Origin of the sequence: uncultured Succinivibrio sp. (genome assembly GCF_902756765.1) — a bacterium.
Lineage (GTDB): Bacteria > Pseudomonadota > Gammaproteobacteria > Enterobacterales > Succinivibrionaceae > Succinivibrio.
In genome coordinates this window covers 1-21,525 of sequence record NZ_CACVSS010000043.1, presented here as the reverse complement: position 1 = coordinate 21,525, position 21,525 = coordinate 1, and the positions used below count along the sequence as shown (strand labels likewise).

Here is a 21,525-nt window from a genome sequence, read left to right as displayed (position 1 = left end):
GATATCCAATAAAAAGATTGTCTGTTCAATTGCCAACAGGCTTGCCAGAGTGGCATGGACTATTGCCAAATCAGGACAGCCGTTTGATGCTAAGAAATGTAGATTGTTAGGCTAAAAGCCTTATTTATAATCGTCTAAAAATGAGCTTTGAGATTTCATAGAGGTGGCTTGGTACCGTTCACTCTTTATGAGACTGAAGCAACGGCGTGCATGGTAAAAGGATGAGGTCCTTCATGAATAAATTTCTTTAAGCGAATTATCCCTCTTTCCCATGTATATAAGGTTTTGGTTTAAGAATGAGTAAATTCCTTTTGAAAATAAAATTGATGGGAATTATCCCTCTGAACCAAATCTGCCGGTATTCGAACAGTCATTATGGGACGATAACGGCTCTTTGAGCCTGGCTGTTTTAAATTTAAGGTCAGAATTGAGATGATAAGATTGTAAGCCCTGCTAAAAAAAATTTTCTAAGGAATTAATCCTCTGTCATCTGAATTCGATTGAAGTTAAGAATGCCATACAGACTATAAAAAACATTCTTTCTAAATTATTCCTCTGACAGACATCAGACCAGATATTGAAGCAGACAGGCTCAAAGGGCGGTTATCATAAGCCCTGATATAGAGATGGTCATGAACTGACGATTAACCAAAAGAGATCACTCTTTAGACAAAGAAAAAGGGTGATCTCTTTTCTTTTATAATCAGCAATATCCAAAAAAAGCCTTTAAGGCGAAGCGTCATCAGCATGGGGCTGAGCGCTAAATGATTATAGAAGAAGTACAAATAGAAGGAGTACAAAAGATGACCACCCACAGCTATTCTACAAGTCCACGTGCCATTGTTGCAAGTCTAAACGAGTCAGTAAATCAAAATAATACGCAGCCGGCAGTATCAGTAAACATCAACAGTAGCAGAACCATTACACTCATAGATGGATTCAAGCCAATGGGCATTGATCTCGCAGCAAGGAAATATCAGATTTGCTATCAGGACAGTATGGGAAGAATGATAAACAAAGAGGTAAGCAAATCTGAATTAAGACAGTTTCTAATCAATGCAGAGGATAAGTATCTGATAGGAATTGAGGCCTGCTCAGGGGCATCCTACTGGTCAAGATTTGCTCAAGCTTACGGACATACGGTAAAAGTTATGTCAGGTAGGATGACCAGAGCTTTAAGCTGGCATAGAAACAAGGATGACTTTACTGATGCCTACAGTCTTTATCAGATTCTTAATGAATGTTGGTTCAGAGTATGAGCTATACATTCCTTCATATCTTGGCTACGGCGAGAATGCTGTTGGTCAGTTCATCAAGCCAAATTCTGTACTTATTTTTGATGTAACTCTACTCGGTATAAAATAGAAATTTTTAAAGTTCTAATGTTTTGAATTTCGATTTAACTAGAAAGCAATGTTTAAGAGCAGTCTTAGACTGCATCTTACCAGCCTAGTGAAAGAAATATTAAAACTGTAGAATAGGAATTAATGCATTAAACATAGTTAAATATGTTTAGTGCATTCTTATTATAGGACTCTGCATTTCTCTGTAATGAATGGATTATCGTTTCCCTGAATCAGCTCAATAAGTTCATTACGTCTACATTCATTCTTGTCTGGTCTATATTTCTCATTCCAAGCAGTAAACAGTTTTTCTTCAGCAACAGTTAATGCAAGATTGTAGCGTTGACTCATGTATAAATAAGCTCTGGCTATAATGCCCTTTGCTCTGTCGGGAGGAACAGCTTCTCCTAATTTAGGAGAAATCTTCATTTTACATTGACCGTAAGTAAATGTCTCAGAACCGGAGTTAATGCGGTTAGTGAAGCTATAGTTTCCTCTATCGCCATTAACCTCTCCTATGGCGGGATAAAGATTATGTAAATCCGACTCCATTACATCAAAGAGTCTGCTTGTAAGCTCACACTGCTCTCTACCATGTCCTTTAGGCGCATTTGCCCAACAGGAAAGAGTATGTCCAAACACGTAGGCAGGAACGATATGTTCAGCTTCAATACGACTTGCTCTCTCCTTATTCTCACGTATCGCATACCCGCAACTGTTCAGCTCAGGGAAATAGCGATCCTCTGATTTAAAGATAAGTCTGCAGCCACAGTACAAAGTAGTTGGCTTATCCAGCTGTGCTACAATGATTTTCAGATCTTCCTTTGCAGACGAGAAATCAGCATACACAGGAAAACATACGGCAAACAACAGAGTTAATGCTGTAGGAAAGGCTTTTAGAGTCATAGCTCCGGAACTCACATCCCCGAAAATGTCCCCTCTTAGTAAATATGCCCCACAGGTCTTTAGTGCATGATGTGGGTGTTTTTTATTCAGGAGAACACATTATGTTTCTAAAGAAATTTAAAAAAGATAATAACGCAGAAAACACAAATCCGGCAGCAGAATCTTCCAAGGCAAATCAAACAGATAATAAAAAACCATTAAATATCAGCAAACTAGCAGATGTGATCCGTCAGATAATTTCCAATAAAAGTTCCCTGGCACTCTGTACTTCATACCTGGCGGTAGGAATCGCAACCTTTGCTTCTGTAACTGCAGTTCGTAACAGCCACAATAATGTGTTTCTGGAATCCGATGAGAATATCTCAAGAACTGTACTGTCTCAGGATGAGAATGCTGCAGCGCCATTAGATAACAAAGCAATTGCAGAACTTGAGGATCGTATTACCGCTCGTGTAATCGAAAGTGTCAGTGCTGCAGCAAAGAATTCTGAAGTATCAAAGGACACAGAGAGCTCTATTTCAGGTGGTACGGACAGCGAAATCCGCTTTAAGGACAAGCAGGAGTTTGCTCAGGCAGTGTCTGAAGCTCTTGAAGATATCCGCAATCAGGAAGTACGTAGAGAAGTTATAGGAAAAGAAGTCAAATACGCCAATGCTCAGGATACCGTTCCTAATAACCGCCATCTATACGGCAATCCTCAGGCTCGTTTCCTGATTAAAGAATTCTCTGATTTAGAGTGCCCATTCTGCAAGAACTTCTTTGATACCCCTAAAGAGGTAGCAGATCAGTCTAACGGTCAGGTAGCAGTGGAATGGGTACATACACCGCTTTCATTCCACGATCCTATTGCTACCAACGAGGCTATTATCACCGAATGTATCTTCCAGCAGAAAGGAAATAAAGCATTCTGGGTATCTCTCCAGCACCTCTTTGATACCACCTTCGGCAATGGAAAAGGCTCTTCAGCTTTAGCATCTATTCCAAAGGCTTTCGAGCTAGATGAGGCTGAATACCTTTCATGTCTGAACAGCGACAGCACCAAAAAGATTATCGAAGACAGCAAGAAATATGCAGCTGCTAAGGGCGTCAGCGGAACTCCGGGCTCACTCATCATTGATACCAAGACCGGAAAAGAGCAGTTTATCGGTGGAGCACAAGATCCATATGTACTCATGGAGGCGATTGAGAAGCTGAACGCTGAAGAAGAACTGGCAGTTGAGAATAAGGAGAAGAGCCAGAAATCATAGGCTCTGAGGTTACACAAATGAACGTTCGTAAGACCTTATTTGCCGTTGCTTTAGCCTGTGCGTTAACCACTCTTGTTAATGCCGATGACAGCACATTTGGGTTTGAGTCCCAGGAAGAAAATCTGAATGAATCAACCTTCGGCTTTGAGTCACAGCTCCCCATGTCCGATGAGGAGCAGGAAATCCTTAAGCTCAAACAGCAGACCATGTTTGAGAATATCAAAGAGAAGCTGATTAAGAAGGACTACGGCAAATTTGTAGAGAATGAGAAGGTACAGAACAAGACCAAGATGGTCTATACGCTCAGAGAGCTGCTTAAAGATCCGAATATATCTGCAAAGAGAAAAGCCAAGCTCACAGCGCTGCTTAAGAAATACGAGAAAGAAGAGCGTGAGCAGCATAGAGACTATAAGAACTTTATGCGTCAGACCAATAAGGAGCTCTCTAAAAACCGCAAGGAGCGACAGCAGAAGCTAGATAAGGCTGTTGAGGAGATAAAGAACAGAGCTTTGGAGAACAACGGGGTATCCCATGGGGAGCAGAAAGACTCTGATGGTTTCTTCAACCTTCAGGGATATGTAAAACCACAGATACAGTACGTGCGTTATGAGCCTTCTGAGACACAACAGTTAAAGCTTGCCTACCCTCGTCTTGAAATGAGTGAGGGTGACTATCAGCGCTTATACAGACCTGTAGATTACAACTACCGCACCTTAAACGAGGCGCAGAGAGACCTTTCTGACGGAGTAATTCTTCCTAACCGTCCGGTTTATGTATCACCAGAACGCAAGGCGCAGATGAAGAAAGTCATCAGAGCTTTCTTTAATCAAGGCGGTATTGCAAGGATGAAGGCTTATGAACGTGAGGCTTTCAACGCCATGATCTTCAATTACGGACTGCAGCTTTTAGAAACCGGCGAAGTAGTAGAGCTTGAGTTTATTGACGATTACACCGGAGGCAGACCAATGCTGACACCGGACATTCCGATGCCGGAGAACGCCCAGCAGGTCAATATTGGTGGTTACAACAGCAACGATAGTGGTATGGAGGTTTATTAAAGCATGAGCAGTACAGAGAGAGCCTTACGCTTAAGGAAAGTAAAAGATCATATCAATCAGATTTTAATGCTGACCAATGACGGCTGATCAACATTTTTGTCCAGCTTTGCACAAAAAAAGTTTATAAAGCAAAAAATACGTTATTTTCTAATATAAGGTTGTCGATAGAGACACAAAAGTTTTAAAATAGCGTCGACTTTTGCGTACAAAAGTCAAATTCATCTTTTATTCAAATCAATCAGGATCATTCATCTTATGGCTGATATGAAGCTCTTTGCCGGAAATGCAACTCCGGAGCTAGCAAAAAAAATTGCAGATCGTCTTTACACCCGCCTAGGCGATGCTACCGTTGACCGTTTTTCAGATGGTGAAGTTCATGTACAGATCAACGAAAATGTACGTGGATGTGATATTTTCGTCATCCAATCTACCTGCGCTCCAAGCAACGATAATCTAATGGAACTAATCGTAATGATTGATGCTCTACGTAGAGCATCTGCAGGACGTATTACTGCTGTTATTCCTTATTTCGGATACGCTCGTCAGGATAGACGTTTACGTTCAGCTCGAGTACCTATCACTGCAAAAGTAGTGGCTGATTTCCTATCAAGTGTTGGTGTTGACAGAGTTTTAACCGTCGACCTGCACGCAGAGCAGATCCAAGGATTCTTCGATGTTCCTGTTGATAACTGCTTCTCCAGCGGAATATTTGTAGAGGATATGCATACACTGAATCTGACCAATCCTTGTATTGTATCTCCTGATATGGGCGGTGTGGTTAGAGCAAGAGCAATTGCAAAACTACTAAACAATGCAGATATTGCCATTATTGATAAGCGTCGACCAAAGCCAAATGTTGCTGAGGTTATGAATCTTATCGGAGATGTTCAGGATAGAGAATGCATCATTGTGGATGACATTATTGACACTGGCGGAACCCTATGCAAAGCAGCAGAAGCTTTAAAGAAGAGAGGAGCAAAGTCAGTTATTGCTTATGGAACCCATGCTGTACTGTCAGGAAATGCCTACAGCAATATCGCTGAATCTCAGATTGATTCTCTGGTGGTTTCTGATTCAATTCCTGCATCAGAAAAATTCAAGAAGCTTAAGAATTTCAGAGAACTGAGCTTAGCCTCAATGCTTGCAGAAGCAATTCGCAGAATAAACAACGAAGAGTCTATCTCTGCAATGTTCGAACAGCACTAGTTCATAAAAAGGGGAGCATTAGCTCCCCTCTTCATTTCGGTATTTAATTTTCAGCCATCAAGCTAAGCGCTCTCAGCAGAATTCTGAGCAATATCCAGAGCTTTTAAAACAGTATCAGCCCAGAGAAAAGCCTGAGAGATATAGTTATAAATCTTATCCTTATAAAGCTCCATTCCTTCTTCATAAGCAAGCTCTAGTGCTTCTGCAACCTTGTGTTCAAACAGCAACGAAAGCGTTCTTATTATTTTACCAAGCTGTTCACCTCCGCCCTCCTTAAAACATGAAGATACGGCATCAAGAGGAAACTCTGAGAATGTAGCCTTTTCTGTGTCATGAAGAAAAACGTGACAGTATCTCATAAATCCAGAGATAAATGCTTGAGGAGCAGAAATATCATCACATAACTCCTGTCCCATAAAATCTACGATTTTTCCAAAAACCAAAGCCTGAATAAATGGATCATAGTTGATATTTCTCATATCAAAAGGATGATGATTAATATCGCTGATCTTTTTATCAGTCAGTGTAAACAGATTAAAAGCTACGGAAATAACCAGATAGTTTCTAAGATCATTCTGAGTTAAAGACTGATTTTCAGCAAGCATCTGATTTTTTGTCTTTGACCGCAGAGTCAGAACTGTCAGAGCCTTTGAACTCATAAGCTTTTTCATGGCTGTACCCATCAGAGGGTACTGTGCAACGATTTCACCAACCTCTTTAATGTCATAAAAAGAGGAATACAGCTGAGCAAAAAGACGAAGCATATCATGCTGCCATTTAGGTCGAACTCCGTCATATTTAATAAGCTCACTCTGCACCATACCTAAAACATAATCAAAATTATTAGCTTCATTAGTGGAAAAATTGAATATGGAACAGGTATCCTTGAAACCTATGGTTTTAAGATTTTTATTATTCTTTTTCAGAGAACTTAGAATATCGGCGTATTCCTGTGGTTTTGCAGCATCAACAAGAACATAATCGATACAGCTTAAAACTTCACTGTTGGTCGGAATTTCCCCCATTGCATCAACGCGAACAGCGAACTTCATCCCCTGTTTATAAAGACGAAGAATACTTTCTTTGTATTCTTCAGTAAGTTCTAGAGAGTTCTCAAGCCACATTATTACCGTCTTAGGATCATACTTGCGGGCTTGCTTAACCCATAAAGAACAAGGAACAGAAGGGATCATGATACGTTCATAAGAACCTCTCAGAACCTTCATATTCACAACTGTAAGCACTTCTCGCAGCAGACTCTGAACATTTTCCTTTCTGCAGAAACCAAAATCAAAGGTATTTCCGGCAGAAAGTTCCAAGCAGTAAAACTGAGTTTTCCCTAAAGGATTCTGCACTGCAAGACGGTCAAACACCTTACACTGCATAGACGGAGAGTCAAAATCCAGTTTATTGGTAAATAAATTCCTGTTATCAGACATACAACTATCTACTTGTTATGTAACTTATCCAATAATTTCTGATGAATTCCGTTGAAACCACCATTACTCATAACAAGAATTGTGCTATCAGTATGACTGTGGGCAACTATATCATCTAGCATTTTCTCAAAATCAGAATAAACCAATAGAGTTTTTTCTGACTGTTTTTCTAATTCTTTTACATTCCATTTTACTGAATCATTGGCATAAACAAAGATCTCATCAGCAGATTCAAAGGACTTTGCAAGCTGTTCGTGATTTGCCCCAAGTTTCATTGAATTTGATCTTGGTTCAAATACGGCAATCAGCTTTCGCGAATCACCAATTTTTGCTCTTAAACCTTCCAAAGTAAGACGAATTGCGGTTGGGTGATGAGCAAAATCGTCATAAACCGCTACTCCGTTCACGACGCCCTTTAACTCCATTCGTCTTTTTGGGAGTTTAAAGCTTTGAAGCGCTGCAGCAGCATCTTCAGTTGAAATTCCTGCATATGAAGCAGCCTTGATTGCCATCAGGGAATTATTCACATTATATGTGCCGGTACAATCATACTTAACGGTTGTAACCAGTTTGTTTCCGTCATATATTTCAAATTCTGAACCATCAGCCTTAAGTAATTTTGCATGCAGAGCAGAATTATCACCGATAACATATTTATTAGACCAGCACCCCATCTGTATGACTTCATTTAGATTCTTATCATTGTCTGGCATAACAATAAGTCCCTGACTTGGAATCGTTCTAATCAGATGATGGAACTGTTTCTGAATATCCTTAACAGAATCGAAGATATCAGCGTGATCATATTCAAGGTTATTCATAATCAGACAGGATGGATGATAGTGAACAAATTTTGATCTTTTATCAAAAAATGCACAGTCATATTCATCAGCTTCAATCACAAAATATTCAGAATCAGAGTTTCTTGCGGATATTCCAAAATTCTCAGGGATACCACCAATCAGAAATCCAGGATTTCTACCATTGGCCTCTAAAATCCATGCTAGCATTGATGAAGTGGTAGTTTTTCCGTGAGTACCGGACACAGCGAGTACTTTCTTATTCAGAAGGTAATGTTCTTCAAGCCACTGAGGGCCTGATACAAAAGGAATTCTCTCATTTAAAAGTTTCTCAACGATAGGCATGCCACGTCTCATCACATTGCCAACCACAACAAGGTCTGGCTTCATGTCAAGCTGTGCCTCATCAAAGCCCTCAATCAGTTCTATTCCTGCAGCTTTTAACTCATCAGACATTGGAGGGTAAACATTTAAATCTGAACCGGTAACCTTAAAGCCTGACTGTTTTGCAATCATTGCGATACCGCCCATGAAAGTACCGCAAATTCCTAAAATATGGATATGCATAAGAATCCTTATCTTCATTATTCCTTAATCATGATTTTATTTTATCGCATCATACTTTAAAAGCAGTAATGTTTGCCCCCAAAATTTGACCTTAAGAGGCTACATTTTCATTGCAAAGGAAGAATATGCAGGATAACAATGGAAAAAAGAAAATATCATGAAAATTGTCGAGGTAATTGATTCTGTATTCGAAATTACAGAAACCTGACAGCTGCAAGATCCTCCTTTCTCCTAACAAAGAGGAGAGGAAGGATCTAATGGTAAGAAAAGAATTAGTTTGCTTTGTTTTCAGTTCCGCACTTTAGGAATGGCTCAAACTGCTTGGTGTGACGCATAACTGGTTTACCATCCTTGTACTCAATGGTTGCCAGAGGATAGTTATTTTTCTCACCCCATTCCAGAGCCCTATCAGCCCCAAGTACTAAAAGTCCTGTATCTAGGGCATCAGACTCAAATGCACTGTCAGAAATAACAGTAACAGATAAGGTATTATGCGATACAGGATAGCCAGTTTTAGGATCAATTGCATGGGAATAAACAGTACCGGTCTTTTCGTCCTTAAAGAAGTTTCGGTAGGAGCCTGCTGTAGCTACAGCCTTGTCTAAGGCACAGATAGGAACAAAAAGCTTGGGAGCTGGTGAGGTTGGATCTTCAATTCCAAGTTTCCATTTACGGCCTTCTGCATTAACTCCGTATGATCTTGAGGCTCCAGCCACATTGACCATGAAATTCTTATAGCCCTGTTTAATCAGTTCCTCGGCAACAGCATCCGCCCCCAGACCTTCACCTACAGTTGAAAGATCAAGACGAACATTCGGATCTTTTTTAACAAGATAACTCTTCTGGCCATCAAAACGGAGTTCAAACTTATCAAAACCGACTAACTTCTTGACCTCCGCAATCTGCTCTTCCGTTGGAGCACTGTCATTACGTTTGCTGATTCCAAAGCCCCACAGGTTAACCAGAGGACCTACAGTAATATCTGTAGCCTCATCAATTCTTCGTCCCTGATAAACGGTATCCTGAATTATCTTCGATAAATCAGCAGAAATTTCATATGGCTCTGTTGATTTAAATTCATTGAATTTTGCCAGTTCTGCGTTTTTATCAAATGTAGAAATCTCATCACAGATCTTCTTAAAGCAGTTTTCAGCAAGATCTGTAAGAGCACTTTCTCCTCCTTTATATCCGCCCACCACATTTACCGCATAAAAAGTTCCCATAGTCTTTCCCTGAACCTTGGTGGAAACAGTAGCTTTCTGCTCGGAAAGATTAGAAACACTGCGCTCATCACAGCTACTAAGAACAGAAGTTAACATGATACAGGCGATTGTAGAAAAAATAAGACGATTTCGTTTCATAAAAATCCTTATTCGGTAAAGAATGGTGAATTGTAAAAAAGCTCAACAAAACGCCACCATTATAGATGGGGAGGCTTCCTGTAGAGAGACAATGTTAGTTATACATCCTTGTGAGGTATTTCAACCTCGTTGAGTTCATTAACATTACACTTGATTTTGTCTTTAACTTTCTTAGAAACCTTGGTTCTTCCTGCCATTGCACACATCTGCTGACAGGTGGAGCAGGCAATATCTCCCATAATAGCAGCAGTAGCCTCATCCTCGGTGATAAGAGGCTTTTTTCTGAAGATAAGCCCCAAAGATAACGCTAGAACAAATAAAAGAAAAATAACAAAACTTGCGATAAAAACCATACAGGGAAATCCTTTACATAAGATTAAAAAGTTCCAGATTAAGAAAATTTTTCTTTTTCCGGAATATGGCTGCAGGTTAACTTGCTTAAAGAGAACTCCCGAAAAGAGTTATCAATACAAATATATTCCACTAACTCTCAGCACCGTAGATTATAGCATTTATCTTTTCTAGCAAGTCTGAGAAAAAATCTTAAAGTAAAAACGCACAAATGAGGCAGAAAAGGAAAAAATCCGCTTTTTTCGGAAATGATATCAGGGTCAAAAAATGATATACTGCTCACCATTAATTTTAATTGTATAAAACGGAGACGAATTTTCCTCTCACATAATAATTGAGAGCCATTCGCTAATTAAATATGAGAACTAGTCAATTTCTAATTTCTACATTAAAAGAAGATCCAAAGGAAGCAGCTGTTGAAAGCCATCGTTTAATGCTTCGCGCAGGAATGATCAGACAGGTTGCATCAGGAATCTATACCTGGCTGCCAACAGGAATGAAGGTTTTATCAAAGGTTCAGAATATCGTCCGTGAAGAAATGGATAAAACCGGTGCTTTAGAAATTGCAATGCCGATGGTTCAGCCTGCAGATTTATGGAAGGAATCCGGCAGATATACAAAGTACGGTCCTGAACTGTGCCGTTTTAAAGATAGAAAAGAGAACGAATTCGCTTTAGGTCCAACCCACGAAGAAGTTGTTACTGACATCGCCAGACGTGAAATCAAATCAGCAAGACAGCTGCCAATCTGCCTGTATCAGATGCAGAACAAATTCAGAGACGAAATCAGACCTCGTTTCGGTGTTATGAGAGGCAGAGAGTTCCTAATGAAGGATGCTTATTCATTCCATATGGATAAAGAATCTCTGAACAAAACCTATCAGGATATGTATGATGCCTATTCACGAGTATTCACCAGAATGGGACTGGAATTCAGACCTGTAGAGGCTGATACCGGCTCCATTGGTGGTAACCACTCTCATGAGTTCCAGGCTCTTGCTGAAGCTGGTGAGGATACTATTGCCTGGTCAGACGGCTCATCATACGCAGCCAATATTGAAATGGCAGAAGCTCTTGCACCTACCTACGATAGAGCTGCTCCTGGTGCAGAGTATTCAGAGGTTGCAACTCCTGGCTGTCATACCGTAGATGAGGCAGCAAAAGCTTTAGGAATTGAATCAAATCAGGTTCTAAAGAGTCTTATTGTACATGGTGATAAGAAGGAAGACGGCACAACCGAACTTGTTATGCTATGTCTTTGCGGCAATCAGGAATTAAATGAAGTTAAAGCTATAAAGATCCCTGGCATAGCAGATCCTCTTGAGATGGCAACCGAGGAAGAGATCAACAATTTCACCGGAGCTCATACCGGTTCTCTTGGTCCTGTTGGTTTTAAAGGCAGAATTCTTGTGGACAGAACTGCAGATAAAATGGCTAACTTCGCATGCGGTGCAAACAAAACCGGATTCCACCTGATCAACGTAAACTGGGATAGAGATGTTCCAAAATATGAGGTATTTGATCTGCGTAATGTGGAAGACGGAGATCCTAGCCCAGACGGCAAAGGAACTCTGCACCTGCGCAAGGGTATTGAGGTTGGTCAGGTTTTCATGCTGGGAACAAAGTACTCAGAAGCAATGAAAGCTACTGTTAAAGATGAGAACGGCAAGGATATACCAATGATCATGGGTTGCTACGGTATCGGTGTTACCCGTGCCATAGCAGCTGTTATAGAACAGCACCATGATGAAAGAGGTATTATCTGGCCAGAAGCTATTGCACCATTCAAGGTTGCGATTATCGCCATCAAGCCATCTAAGTCACAGGAGGTTAAGGATGTTGCCGAAACCCTCTATGCAGATCTTCAGAAGGCTGGAGTTGAGGTTCTTTACGACGACAGAGACGAGCGTCCTGGTGTTATGTTTGCCGATATTGAGCTGATGGGCATACCTCACATCATCACCATCGGTGAAAAGAGCCTTAAGGATGGCATGATTGAGTATAAGCTGAGAAAGACTGGCGATAAGGAAACTATCCCTGTTAAAGACGCTCTAAAGACAATCATGTCAAAGTTTGAAAACTAGAATTTATTTTATTAACCAAAAGCCTGAGATTTTTTTTCTCAGGCTTTTTACTTTCTGTTTACTAAATCACTTCAAGTTTTCCATCTATTGCCCCGGCTTTATCCAGAGCCTCAAGAACTGACATCAGATCACCAGGAGCAAGCCCTACCTGATTAACAGCACGAACGAGATCGTCTAAGGTTGCACCGGTATCAAACTTAAACATTTTGCCCTTTTTCTCCTCAACGTTAATCTGAGAATCAGGAACTACAGTAGTCTGACCTTGAGAGAAACTGTTTGGCTGAGAAACTCTAGGATCTTCAGATACAGTTACAGTCAGTCCACCATGTGTAACAGCAACAGGCTTTAATCTTACATTGCTGCCGATAACAATGGTTCCTGTTCTTGAATTAACTACAATTCTAGCTGAATCATCTCCCTGCTGAATATCAAGATTCTCGAGACTGGCAAGGTAAGCTACTCGCTGAGCAGGATTTCTTGGAGCACTTACACGTATAGAGGTTGAATCTTCTGCAATAGCGCTTCCATCTCCATACATATCGTTAATAGCATCAACAACATTCTTGGCTGTAGTAAAATCTGAGCGATTCAGATTGAACACAAAGGAGTCTGTATTTGAAAAATTATCAGGAACCTCTCGCTCAATAATTGCTCCATTTGATATTCTTCCTACAGTAGGAGTATTTACGGTTACCTTTGAACCATCAGCGCCTTCTACACCTAAACCTCCTACAACCAGAGAGCCCTGAGCAATAGCGTAGACATTTCCATCTACACCTCTAAGCATAGACTGTAGAAGTGTACCGCCTCTTAAAGAGGCAGCTTCACCAATAGCAGAAACAGTAACATCAATAGTCTGACCAACCTTGGCAAAGGGTGGCATAGTAGCATGAATTGCTACAGGAGCGACATCCTTGATTTTAAGGCTAGTGCCCTCGCTGATCTTTATACCGAAGGTATTCAGCATAGAACGGAAGCTCTGCTCTGTAAACTTGGAGTTTTTCTCACCAGTACCTGACAAACCAACTACCAGACCATAGCCTAAAAGCTGGTTATCACGAATTCCCTGTATCGAGGCTATGTCCTTCAATCGCGTAGCCTGAGCAGGGAAAGAAGCTGCTGTCATAAAAATGACAGCACCCGTCACAATGTATTTAAATAATCCTTTTAATAGTCTCATAGCCTTTCTCCTGCATACTAGAAGAATATATTAAAGGCACTGTTAAACAGTCTTGAGAAGAAACCTCTTTCCTGAGTATCTGCAAAATCTCCGGTTCCGCCATACTGTATTCTAGCATTTGCTATTCGCTGTGATGAAACAGTATTATCAGAACTGATATCTGATGGTCTAATCAGGCCGGTAACACGAACGTATTCATTACCGTTATTAAGCATCAGCCACTTTTCACCCTGTACCTGCAGATTACCGTTTGCATAAACCTTAACTACACTCACAGAAATCTGACCTTTTAAACTGTTGGACTGACTTCCCTTACCAGTTCCATTAAAGGTATTTGAATTATTGGAGGTTAAGGTTGGGTTATACCTGTTTATGTATTTGTTTGTATATTTATTCAGAGTGTTATCATCAGTACCAAAAGCCAGATTCATACCGTTGTAATTATTCTGGTTGTTCTTGGTGAGAGAAGTATTGGCATTCTTGCTAGCAGAAGTTGCCTCTTCAAGATTTACCGAAATAATATCACCTACTTTGTGAGCAGAGGTATCTGAATACATTCCGTTATTCAGAGTATAAGGATTATAGATTCCTCCAGTAGGAATCACATTTGCATAATCCTCCTCAGGCATTGCTGGAGCATACTTAGGATCATCTGGCTTTGGCGAGAATGTATCCAGAGCGCAGCCCTGAAGAAGCAGTGCATTTACAACTGCACCAATCAGTACAAGCTTATTCATTTCCCCTCTCCTCCTCTAATCAAATGCTATACAGACTGAATCAGTGAGCCCATCATTGAATCAACAGTTGTCAGCACCTTTGAATTCATTTCATAGACTCGTTGAGCCTGAATCAGATTTACAAGTTCCTCTGTAACCTTAACATTAGAGGTTTCAAGCATATTCTGACGAATGATGCCCATACCGTCCTCACCACCGATTCCCTGTTGAGGGGCTCCTGATGCTGTAGTTTCAAGGAACAGATTGTCACCAATGGACTCAAGTCCTGTTGGGTTGATAAAATCAGTTACAGTAATCTGTCCTAAATCCTGACTGGTATTCTCATTTGCAACCACCACTGACACCTGTCCGTCACGGCCTACAGTAAGTGATACCGCATTCTCAGGGACCTGAATCTGAGGCAGTAAAGGATAGCCTTCACCAGAGGTCACAATAGTACCTTCCTCATTTTTGGTAAACTGACCATTTCTGGTATAAGCAGTTGTACCGTCTGGAAGCTCAATCTCAAAGAAACCTCTGCCCTGAATCATCAGGTCAAATGAGTTGTCGGTGGTTTCAACGTCACCCTGACCAAACTGTCTCTGAGTTGCAACAACCTTTGCACCAGCACCAATCATCAGACCTTCTGGCAGATATCCGTCAGCAGATGATCTTCCTCCTGGCTGGTTAATCTTCTGGTACAGCAGATCTTCAAAAATAGCTCTGCCACGTTTGAAACCAACGGTTGAAGCATTGGCAAGGTTGTTAGAGGTTACAGAAATATTGGTCTGCTGCGCATCTAAACCTGTTTTACTAATCCATAATGCCGGAATCATAATCTTCTCCTTGCTATTCGTATGTCAAAAGAGTATTTTGACGTTCATCCATCTGATTAGCGGTTTCCATCAGCTTAACTGTTGCATCGTACTGTCGCTGAATTCTAATCAGGTTTGTCAGTTCTTCAACTGGGTTAACGTTAGACTGTTCTAACATACCGTTTCTTACTCTAACTGTATTTTCCTGTGCAAGAGGTGTGCCATCAATTCTTCTGAAAAGACCGTCATAACCTTTTTCAATATCCTTGTAACTCTCGGGACGAACCAGTTTTATGCGGGCATATTCTTCAATTACATTAGAATCACCGCCCTGAGGTCTTCCTGAGATCACACCATCCTTACTGATGTTTATATCAGCAAGCATCAGCGGAAGAACAATTGGTTCACCATCCTCGTTTAAAACATTCAGTCCATTTGAAGTACGAAGATTACCTTCAACATCAATCTCCATGCTTCCATATCTGGTATAAGCCTCACTTCCAGACTTATCGTTTACAGCAATAAAACCGTCACCATCTATAGCGATATCCAGTTCTCGGTCAGTGGTCTCTATTGCACCACCCTGCATGTTATAGCCAGGACGTTCGGTCATAGCAAATGCACGAGTAGGATAAGCATCTGCAAATACAGACATGGCTCGGCTGTTTTCAAAATCGGCTTTGAAACCAGTGGTTGCTGAATTCGCTAAATTATTGCTTCGAACAGCCAGACTATGGAAATTCTCCTTAGCTCCTGACATTGCAACCCACAATAACTTATCCATCTGTACCTCCGGATAAAAACAATTATTACGAAGGTATTAGCAAATTACATGCCATTTAATATTTTGCTTTATAATCAGAAAGTTAATAAAAGATTAAAAATAAGCTGACAGGAAATTGACAAGAGTTCTCAGAACGAGAACTCTTGATAGATAAACAAATCGAAATTTAAAGAGAAATTGAACCGACGTCTTCAAGTGAAACTTCACCGTATCCAAGAATATTCAGTTTAGTATCACTTATATTGTTACCTAAAACTACAGAACCAACTGTTCCATATGTCTTAACCGGCAAATTGACTTCCTTGCCCCCCTGCATACCGGATACCATCACAGTATATTTGCCGGCAGGGAACATTTCGCCGCTTTCGGCATCCATAACACCATCCCATGAGAAGTCTGTTACACCATCAACTGATGCGGCGGAGAAACTGGATACAATAGAACCAGCTGAATCCAGAATTGAAACCTTAACATCTGATGCACCTGAGCCAGCATCAATCTGAGCCACAAGTGGAGAATTGCCATCAAAGAATGCAGTACTAGAATCAACCAGCACACTTCTACCAACCAGACTTGAGGCAGACAGAGCTGAACTTGAGGAGATGGAATTTACAATGTTGTCCATGCCATTGGTGATAGTGGTTAGGTTTTCAACAATGGAAAGCTGAGACATGGTGCTTACCATCTGATTGTTATCCACAGGAGAGGAAGGATCCTGATTGTTTAACTGGGTAGTTAACAGTTTCAGGAAGTCTGCCTGATCAAGTGCATTATTATCCTTCTTGGCAGCTGCTGTGGCTTCTTGCTGCTTAATATAACCGGATGTTTTACCGACCGAACTGAAATCGAAATCCACTGACATAAAACTATCCCCCAAACCTTTTTTCCATACCGGCAAACTTTGCCGGTTAACTAAATGTTACCATATACGATTCAATTAGCAAGATATTTTATTATTTTCTGAAAAAATGTTCAGAGAATAAATTTGCAGAATATTCTGATAACAAAAAATCTGACAAGAATCTTCGACAGAAGAATATTCATTGTCAGATTATTATGGATTGAGTATAGGTTAATTAACAAAATTACATATTAGGATTGGTACCGATTTGCAGCGTTGCCTGCATCATCTTCTTTGCACTTGTTGCCATCTGAACAGCAGTCTGATATGAACGATTTGCACTGATCATATCGGCCATTTCCTCAACTGGATTTACGTTTGGTCTATAGATATAGCCATTTTCATCAGCCAGAGGATGATTTGGATTATATTCCTTGATTGTAGGAGCATCGGATTCAATAATGCCTTTTAGGGCTACACCTACTCCATAAGGTTCACCTGTTGCAGGATCAACTGCTCCTCCTTCAGAAACCTCAAACTGCATTGCCTCATCAAAAGCTGCAGAAAAAAGAGGACGTCTTGCCTTATAGGTAGTTTCTACAGATGAACTTACTGATTCTGCGTTTGCAAGGTTTGAAGCTGTAGCGTTCAGTCGAACAGACTGAGCATTCATTGCTGTACCGGCAATATCAAGTATTCTGAAAATTCCCATCTTACACCTCAACTACATTGCAGGTCTTAATGCACTTTTAAGTTTTGCGATTCTTCCATTTAAAAACTGGAGTGTAGCGTGATATTCAAGATTATTGTTCACGTACTTCATTCTCTCAGTAGAAACCTCTACTGTGTTACCATTACCGGTATCAGCCTGATAAGGCATGCGATACTTCATGGTAAGTTCTGGTTCATCTTCAATTGCACTGTGTTTCATGTGTTTTGCATTAGTAACAACCATGTCAGAAGGTTCTTCCATCTGAACATGAGCTGCATTCTTAAAAGCGATATCAAAATCGAGATCACGTGCTTTAAATCCAGGTGTATCTGCATTTGCAAGATTGCCTGCAAGAACTTCAGCTCTCTGATTTCTTATACCCATTGTGTATTGAAAAACACCAAAAGCTTTATCAAAACTGATACCCATACTCATCACCATATTGTCAAAAAAATATTATTTTTTTTGTAAATACTTATGAGCAAGTTTTATGCCATAAAAAAAAGCGTTACCAATCAAGTTGATAGCGCTCTTTTTAACAAATGAAGTTAATTTCAATCTTAGAAAGCGAATTTCTGAGGTTTCAATCTGTAAAGAATACCTGGACTGTGTCTTACCATTTCATATTTATCTGCAACGCCCACAAGAGTTTCAGTTGAACCTAGAATCAGATACCCCTCTGGATTTAAACACATGGTAAGCTTGCGCAGAATTTCAGCCTTCACGTCATTTGAGAAATAAATCAGCACGTTTCTGCAGAAAATAACGTCAAACTTACCCATTAGCGCATATGACCCAAGCAGATTCATCGGTCTGAATTCAACCATAGATTTAACTCTAGGATCAATCTGCATGATGTTAGGATTTCTGGTTGGTTTAAAGAACTTAGACTTACGCTCTGCAGATAAACCTCTAGATAATGCATGAACATCATATTGACCAAGCTTACAGGTAGCGAGCATCTCAGGAGACAGGTCTGTTCCAATGATCTGAGTCTGTTTAGGATCAATATGGATCATTTTTGCCATCTGTTCCTGAACCACGATACCGATTGAATAAGGCTCCTGACCTGATGAACATGCTGCTGACCATATTCTGACAGGATACTTACCTTTCTTAGCCAGCTCTGGAAGAATGAACTGCTCTAAAGCTGTATAAGGATAGGTATCACGGAACCATAAGGTTTCGTTAGTTGTCATCGCATCTATAACAGCATCCTGAATCTTGTTATTAGGAGTATTCTCCATTGCCTTGTTAATAAGCTCATCGACATTTGAAATACGAAATTTTGAAAGAAGAGTGGACAGACGGCTGTTAACAAGATACTGTTTGCCGACACCTAAAACAATACCGCATTTTTCCTCAATAAAAGCAGCAAAGCGTCTGTACTGAACATCAGTAACCTCCTGACCAGGAGAAACAGCAGGAGCATTTCCTGCATCAGAAGAACCTGAAGGCAGAGATGATCTTTTAGCAGTTGAAAGCGCAGCCTTTGTCTCAGCAAATTTCTTTGCAAATTCATCGCAGCTGACAGGAGCAGAGGTTCTTGAACCTAAAGTTCCTGAGACCGAAGTGGCAGATGTCGCCGTAAATGCAGAAGGTCTTGCAGCAGTAGAGACTGTTGAAGTGAAGGATGAAGTCCTTGTAGCAGCGATTGAAGCGGCTGAAGCAGTTGCTGCTGTCGATGAAGTAAAAGCAGATGGACGAGTTGCGGCACCGGCAGATGAAGATGGTTGCGCTGTAGTACCAAAGGCAGATGGTCTTGCAGCTGTAGTTGATGTTGCTGTAAATGCAGAAGGTCTTGCTGTTGTAGCTGTAGCCGCTGATGTGGCAGATGCATTAGGAGCGGTTCCAAAAGTAGAAGGTCTTGCCATGGATGAACCAGCAGCAGAAGCTGTTGAAGCACTTGCAGGTGCTGGAGGAACAGGACTTGGAGACAAAGCTGCAGGACGGGCAGCAGTTGCACTGCTTACAGAAGTTAAAGGCACGGTCTTGCTTTGAGCAGTTGACGAAAATGCAGAAGAAGCACCAGGTACAGATGTTTTACCGGCAGCAAACTGTGATGCTGCCGAAGCAGTCGCTCCACCAAAACCTGCCGGCTTAGCAGCTGCAGTGGATAAAGTTGAACCAGTTCCGGCTGTAAAAGTTGATGGTTTTGTGGAAGTCCCAGCATTAGTTCCAAAAGAACTACCGCTAGTTGAAGAAGTTGAGGCTGGTGAACCTAAAGATGAAGAAAATGTTTTAGAAAACTTACCTTCACTGTTGTTATTATTTGAATTTGTAAATGTCATCTCATCCATGCCTTTACATATAATTACGAAACAAAAACATTTTATAAATCAAAATGTTCAGTGATCTTTATTATAGTTAATAAATAGCGTTTTTTTATAAAAAACAGATATTAATAAGCAAAAAGCCTTATTGTAGACAAAAATTTTAATTATAAAAATATCAATTTGATTTTTAAGCACAAAATACACTTAGCCGTTTATTGATTATCAACAAAACAGCAAAACAATTCAGTCTTTTCAAAGAGAAAAAGGCAACCTCATCTGTGGCAATTTGCCTACCATATACAATAAAGAATAATTTGCAAATCAGAGTAAACAAAAGAAATCTAAAAATTTTGCGGCTTAAATCACACCGGCAACACTATTATTTTTAAATAAGTGCGATAACTCCAACTTTACTGAAACTGCTACTCAAAAATCATATCAGACACATTCTTTCTCTATTTAAAAACTGTGCCTTTTAATACGGTCTGCAAGGCTAGAATATGCTATTATCTGAGTAAGAATATTCATTTTCTGAACAAGGAAAATCCGGTGCTGCAGATTATAAAGAAAATATCCTGTTTAGTTTTGTGGGGACTCTTTATTTTCCATTTGACTGCCAATGCAACTCAGGCAGAGGCAGATTTTCTTTCAAATGTAGCAAAACAGTACATGCTGGCACAATTTCCCACAAGCAGTCCTGAGAAGAAATATGTTGTAAAAGTTGCTAAACTGGATCCTAACCGCAACTACGGAGGGAAATGTTCAGGCTATCTGACAGCAGAGCTCCAGAACGCCGAAATAAAGAAGAGCAATGTTGTAAAAATCACCTGTTCAAGAAAAGAAAATCCTTATGTGATAAGTATTCCCGTAACTGTATCAGTGTTACGAGCTTCCATTGTTGCAGCCTCCAATATCCAGAGAGGAAATGTTATTACTCCAGGCATGATTGAAGATACCTATGTTAATGAAAACACAACAACAGCTTCAGTTATCAATGATAAGGATCAGCTTATCGGCAGTAAAGCAAAGAAAGATATCAGAGCAGGAGAACAGTTTAAGATAAGCGATATCACGCTTATAGCAAAGGGGGATATCGTTACCATTGAGGCAAGTTCAAAGAATCTTTACATAAAAACTCAGGGAATTGCCCTTGATGAAGGGAAATTAAACGATACAATTCAGGTCAGAAACAGTAAAACCGGAAAAATTGTCACAGGAATCGTAGAAGGCCCGGGAATTGTGCGAGTTATTTTTTAATAAAAATCAAATAGAAAGGATTATTTTCAAAAAAAATTAATTTTTTTGAATTTTTTATTTAAGTTTTTTTAGTTTATTCCGTTAACAAATTAACAGTGATAAATTTGTGATTCACTGATAATATATCTTAAAGAGAGAGAAAGAATTGAGGGTAGTATCATGGCAATAGATGCATTAAATAGCCGCATATATAAGAGCGGTATAAAAGAGTCCGTTGCTACTGCCAAAAACGTAGCACAAAGTCCAGTTGGGAATGTTGCGAAGGAGGCCTTATCAAAAGCAGGCGCAGATTCTGTTGTATTAACAAGCAATGCACAGATTCTGACAAAAGGCACTCAAAAAGCAAAAGAGGCAACTGGAGTAGATTCAGCTAAAGTAGAAAAATTAAAAAATGCAATAAAGGATGGCTCATATAAGATTGACTATGAATCTGTAGCAAATAAGCTGATTGATTCAGAAGACGAGCTATCTTCTATATTCGGATAAACTCTGTTTTGCAGGAGAACAGAGTATCCCAATTAAACCTCATTTTTGCAGGAGGATGAGGTCTTACCCAGCAATCTGTTGCTGGGTTTGTTTTTTT

Annotated in this window: 21 protein-coding genes; 8 read left to right on the top strand and 13 right to left on the bottom strand. The window is 40.1% G+C overall.

The features are described from left to right. Positions 1–803 precede the first annotated feature (803 nt). On the top strand, positions 804–1,259 hold the full coding sequence (locus QZU45_RS07530) for a hypothetical protein (protein ID WP_295353666.1): 456 nt from the start codon (positions 804–806) through the stop codon (positions 1,257–1,259). Then, a complete protein-coding gene (locus tag QZU45_RS07525; RefSeq protein ID WP_295353664.1) occupies positions 1,237–1,365 on the top strand; it encodes an FKBP-type peptidyl-prolyl cis-trans isomerase in 129 nt (42 codons plus the stop codon). Before QZU45_RS07530 ends, QZU45_RS07525 begins: the two co-directional genes overlap by 23 nt. Positions 1,366–1,526: 161 nt before the next feature. On the opposite strand, the gene QZU45_RS07520 is transcribed toward QZU45_RS07525, so the two are convergent. Beyond that, entirely contained in the window at positions 1,527–2,264 is a 738-nt protein-coding gene (locus QZU45_RS07520) for an endonuclease (RefSeq protein WP_295353661.1), read from the bottom strand. A gap of 86 nt (positions 2,265–2,350) precedes the next feature. Here QZU45_RS07520 and QZU45_RS07515 point away from each other — a divergent pair, with 86 nt between their 5' ends. The 3 genes from QZU45_RS07515 to QZU45_RS07505 all read left to right on the top strand — a co-directional run bounded on the left by QZU45_RS07515 (position 2,351) and on the right by QZU45_RS07505 (position 5,760). Then, positions 2,351–3,496, top strand: coding sequence for a thioredoxin domain-containing protein (locus QZU45_RS07515; protein ID WP_295353658.1), 1,146 nt, complete (start codon positions 2,351–2,353; stop codon positions 3,494–3,496). 17 nt (positions 3,497–3,513) lie between these two features. Next, positions 3,514–4,554, top strand: a complete 1,041-nt coding sequence (locus QZU45_RS07510) for a hypothetical protein (protein ID WP_295353655.1) — start codon at positions 3,514–3,516, stop codon at positions 4,552–4,554. 255 nt (positions 4,555–4,809) lie between these two features. Next, complete coding sequence (locus QZU45_RS07505; RefSeq protein ID WP_295353653.1) at positions 4,810–5,760, top strand: ribose-phosphate pyrophosphokinase; 951 nt, start codon at positions 4,810–4,812, stop codon at positions 5,758–5,760. 62 nt (positions 5,761–5,822) lie between these two features. On the opposite strand, the gene QZU45_RS07500 is transcribed toward QZU45_RS07505, so the two are convergent. The 4 genes from QZU45_RS07500 to QZU45_RS07485 all read right to left on the bottom strand — a co-directional run bounded on the left by QZU45_RS07500 (position 5,823) and on the right by QZU45_RS07485 (position 10,280). Next, positions 5,823–7,199, bottom strand: coding sequence for a hypothetical protein (locus QZU45_RS07500; protein ID WP_295353650.1), 1,377 nt, complete (start codon positions 7,197–7,199; stop codon positions 5,823–5,825). 8 nt (positions 7,200–7,207) lie between these two features. Next, the gene (gene mpl / locus QZU45_RS07495; protein WP_295353646.1) at positions 7,208–8,566 is read right to left on the bottom strand and encodes a UDP-N-acetylmuramate:L-alanyl-gamma-D-glutamyl-meso-diaminopimelate ligase; all 1,359 of its coding nucleotides are present in this window, start codon (positions 8,564–8,566) and stop codon (positions 7,208–7,210) included. Positions 8,567–8,838: 272 nt separating this feature from the next. Further along, positions 8,839–9,927 carry an FAD:protein FMN transferase gene (locus QZU45_RS07490; RefSeq protein WP_295353642.1) on the bottom strand — a complete coding sequence of 363 codons (1,089 nt, stop codon included), beginning with the start codon at positions 9,925–9,927 and terminating at the stop codon, positions 8,839–8,841. A 98-nt stretch (positions 9,928–10,025) separates the two neighbouring features. Beyond that, entirely contained in the window at positions 10,026–10,280 is a 255-nt protein-coding gene (locus QZU45_RS07485; protein WP_074840091.1) for a hypothetical protein, read from the bottom strand. A gap of 356 nt (positions 10,281–10,636) precedes the next feature. Between QZU45_RS07485 and QZU45_RS07480 the strand changes: the two genes are divergently transcribed. Then, positions 10,637–12,361 carry a proline--tRNA ligase gene (locus tag QZU45_RS07480; protein WP_295353639.1) on the top strand — a complete coding sequence of 575 codons (1,725 nt, stop codon included), beginning with the start codon at positions 10,637–10,639 and terminating at the stop codon, positions 12,359–12,361. Between the two features lie 61 nt (positions 12,362–12,422). Here the strand turns inward: QZU45_RS07480 and QZU45_RS07475 are convergent, their stop codons facing one another. The 8 genes from QZU45_RS07475 to QZU45_RS07440 form a co-directional block, all read right to left on the bottom strand. Further along, complete coding sequence (locus QZU45_RS07475; protein WP_241824740.1) at positions 12,423–13,487, bottom strand: flagellar basal body P-ring protein FlgI; 1,065 nt, start codon at positions 13,485–13,487, stop codon at positions 12,423–12,425. A gap of 71 nt (positions 13,488–13,558) precedes the next feature. Beyond that, positions 13,559–14,278 carry a flagellar basal body L-ring protein FlgH gene (locus tag QZU45_RS07470; protein ID WP_295353636.1) on the bottom strand — a complete coding sequence of 240 codons (720 nt, stop codon included), beginning with the start codon at positions 14,276–14,278 and terminating at the stop codon, positions 13,559–13,561. Between the two features lie 26 nt (positions 14,279–14,304). Beyond that, a complete protein-coding gene (gene flgG / locus QZU45_RS07465; RefSeq protein ID WP_074840084.1) occupies positions 14,305–15,093 on the bottom strand; it encodes a flagellar basal-body rod protein FlgG in 789 nt (262 codons plus the stop codon). A 13-nt stretch (positions 15,094–15,106) separates the two neighbouring features. Then, positions 15,107–15,856, bottom strand: a complete 750-nt coding sequence (gene flgF / locus QZU45_RS07460) for a flagellar basal-body rod protein FlgF (protein ID WP_295353633.1) — start codon at positions 15,854–15,856, stop codon at positions 15,107–15,109. Positions 15,857–16,022: 166 nt separating this feature from the next. Then, positions 16,023–16,718, bottom strand: a complete 696-nt coding sequence (locus QZU45_RS07455; RefSeq protein ID WP_074840080.1) for a flagellar hook capping FlgD N-terminal domain-containing protein — start codon at positions 16,716–16,718, stop codon at positions 16,023–16,025. A gap of 223 nt (positions 16,719–16,941) precedes the next feature. Beyond that, entirely contained in the window at positions 16,942–17,409 is a 468-nt protein-coding gene (gene flgC, locus QZU45_RS07450; protein WP_295353629.1) for a flagellar basal body rod protein FlgC, read from the bottom strand. Positions 17,410–17,421: 12 nt separating this feature from the next. Continuing rightward, entirely contained in the window at positions 17,422–17,838 is a 417-nt protein-coding gene (gene flgB, locus QZU45_RS07445; protein WP_295353626.1) for a flagellar basal body rod protein FlgB, read from the bottom strand. A gap of 131 nt (positions 17,839–17,969) precedes the next feature. Further along, positions 17,970–19,700, bottom strand: a complete 1,731-nt coding sequence (locus QZU45_RS07440; RefSeq protein ID WP_295353623.1) for a protein-glutamate O-methyltransferase CheR — start codon at positions 19,698–19,700, stop codon at positions 17,970–17,972. Positions 19,701–20,234: 534 nt separating this feature from the next. Between QZU45_RS07440 and flgA the strand changes: the two genes are divergently transcribed. After that, positions 20,235–20,942 (top strand): flagellar basal body P-ring formation chaperone FlgA, encoded by a 708-nt coding sequence (gene flgA, locus QZU45_RS07435; RefSeq protein ID WP_295353620.1) that lies wholly within the window; start codon positions 20,235–20,237, stop codon positions 20,940–20,942. Positions 20,943–21,101: 159 nt separating this feature from the next. Beyond that, a complete protein-coding gene (gene flgM, locus QZU45_RS07430) occupies positions 21,102–21,428 on the top strand; it encodes a flagellar biosynthesis anti-sigma factor FlgM (RefSeq protein ID WP_295353617.1) in 327 nt (108 codons plus the stop codon). Positions 21,429–21,525: the final 97 nt, after the last annotated feature.

What these genes read in the sequence shown, in the direction of transcription:
- QZU45_RS07525 (WP_295353664.1), top strand. Translation starts at nt 1,237, where the DNA reads ATGAATGTTGGTTCAGAGTATGAGCTATACATTCCTTCATATCTTGGC.
- mpl (WP_295353646.1), bottom strand. Translation starts at nt 8,566, where the DNA reads ATGCATATCCATATTTTAGGAATTTGCGGTACTTTCATGGGCGGTATC.
- flgC (WP_295353629.1), bottom strand. Translation starts at nt 17,409, where the DNA reads ATGGGAATTTTCAGAATACTTGATATTGCCGGTACAGCAATGAATGCT.
- flgM (WP_295353617.1), top strand. Translation starts at nt 21,102, where the DNA reads ATGGCAATAGATGCATTAAATAGCCGCATATATAAGAGCGGTATAAAA.
- QZU45_RS07530 (WP_295353666.1), top strand. Translation starts at nt 804, where the DNA reads ATGACCACCCACAGCTATTCTACAAGTCCACGTGCCATTGTTGCAAGT.
- flgB (WP_295353626.1), bottom strand. Translation starts at nt 17,838, where the DNA reads ATGGGTATCAGTTTTGATAAAGCTTTTGGTGTTTTTCAATACACAATG.
- QZU45_RS07505 (WP_295353653.1), top strand. Translation starts at nt 4,810, where the DNA reads ATGGCTGATATGAAGCTCTTTGCCGGAAATGCAACTCCGGAGCTAGCA.
- flgG (WP_074840084.1), bottom strand. Translation starts at nt 15,093, where the DNA reads ATGATTCCGGCATTATGGATTAGTAAAACAGGTTTAGATGCGCAGCAG.
- QZU45_RS07480 (WP_295353639.1), top strand. Translation starts at nt 10,637, where the DNA reads ATGAGAACTAGTCAATTTCTAATTTCTACATTAAAAGAAGATCCAAAG.
- QZU45_RS07475 (WP_241824740.1), bottom strand. Translation starts at nt 13,487, where the DNA reads ATGACAGCAGCTTCTTTCCCTGCTCAGGCTACGCGATTGAAGGACATA.
- QZU45_RS07490 (WP_295353642.1), bottom strand. Translation starts at nt 9,927, where the DNA reads ATGAAACGAAATCGTCTTATTTTTTCTACAATCGCCTGTATCATGTTA.
- QZU45_RS07470 (WP_295353636.1), bottom strand. Translation starts at nt 14,278, where the DNA reads ATGAATAAGCTTGTACTGATTGGTGCAGTTGTAAATGCACTGCTTCTT.
- QZU45_RS07510 (WP_295353655.1), top strand. Translation starts at nt 3,514, where the DNA reads ATGAACGTTCGTAAGACCTTATTTGCCGTTGCTTTAGCCTGTGCGTTA.
- QZU45_RS07440 (WP_295353623.1), bottom strand. Translation starts at nt 19,700, where the DNA reads ATGACATTTACAAATTCAAATAATAACAACAGTGAAGGTAAGTTTTCT.
- QZU45_RS07485 (WP_074840091.1), bottom strand. Translation starts at nt 10,280, where the DNA reads ATGGTTTTTATCGCAAGTTTTGTTATTTTTCTTTTATTTGTTCTAGCG.
- QZU45_RS07455 (WP_074840080.1), bottom strand. Translation starts at nt 16,718, where the DNA reads ATGTCAGTGGATTTCGATTTCAGTTCGGTCGGTAAAACATCCGGTTAT.
- QZU45_RS07515 (WP_295353658.1), top strand. Translation starts at nt 2,351, where the DNA reads ATGTTTCTAAAGAAATTTAAAAAAGATAATAACGCAGAAAACACAAAT.
- QZU45_RS07500 (WP_295353650.1), bottom strand. Translation starts at nt 7,199, where the DNA reads ATGTCTGATAACAGGAATTTATTTACCAATAAACTGGATTTTGACTCT.
- flgF (WP_295353633.1), bottom strand. Translation starts at nt 15,856, where the DNA reads ATGGATAAGTTATTGTGGGTTGCAATGTCAGGAGCTAAGGAGAATTTC.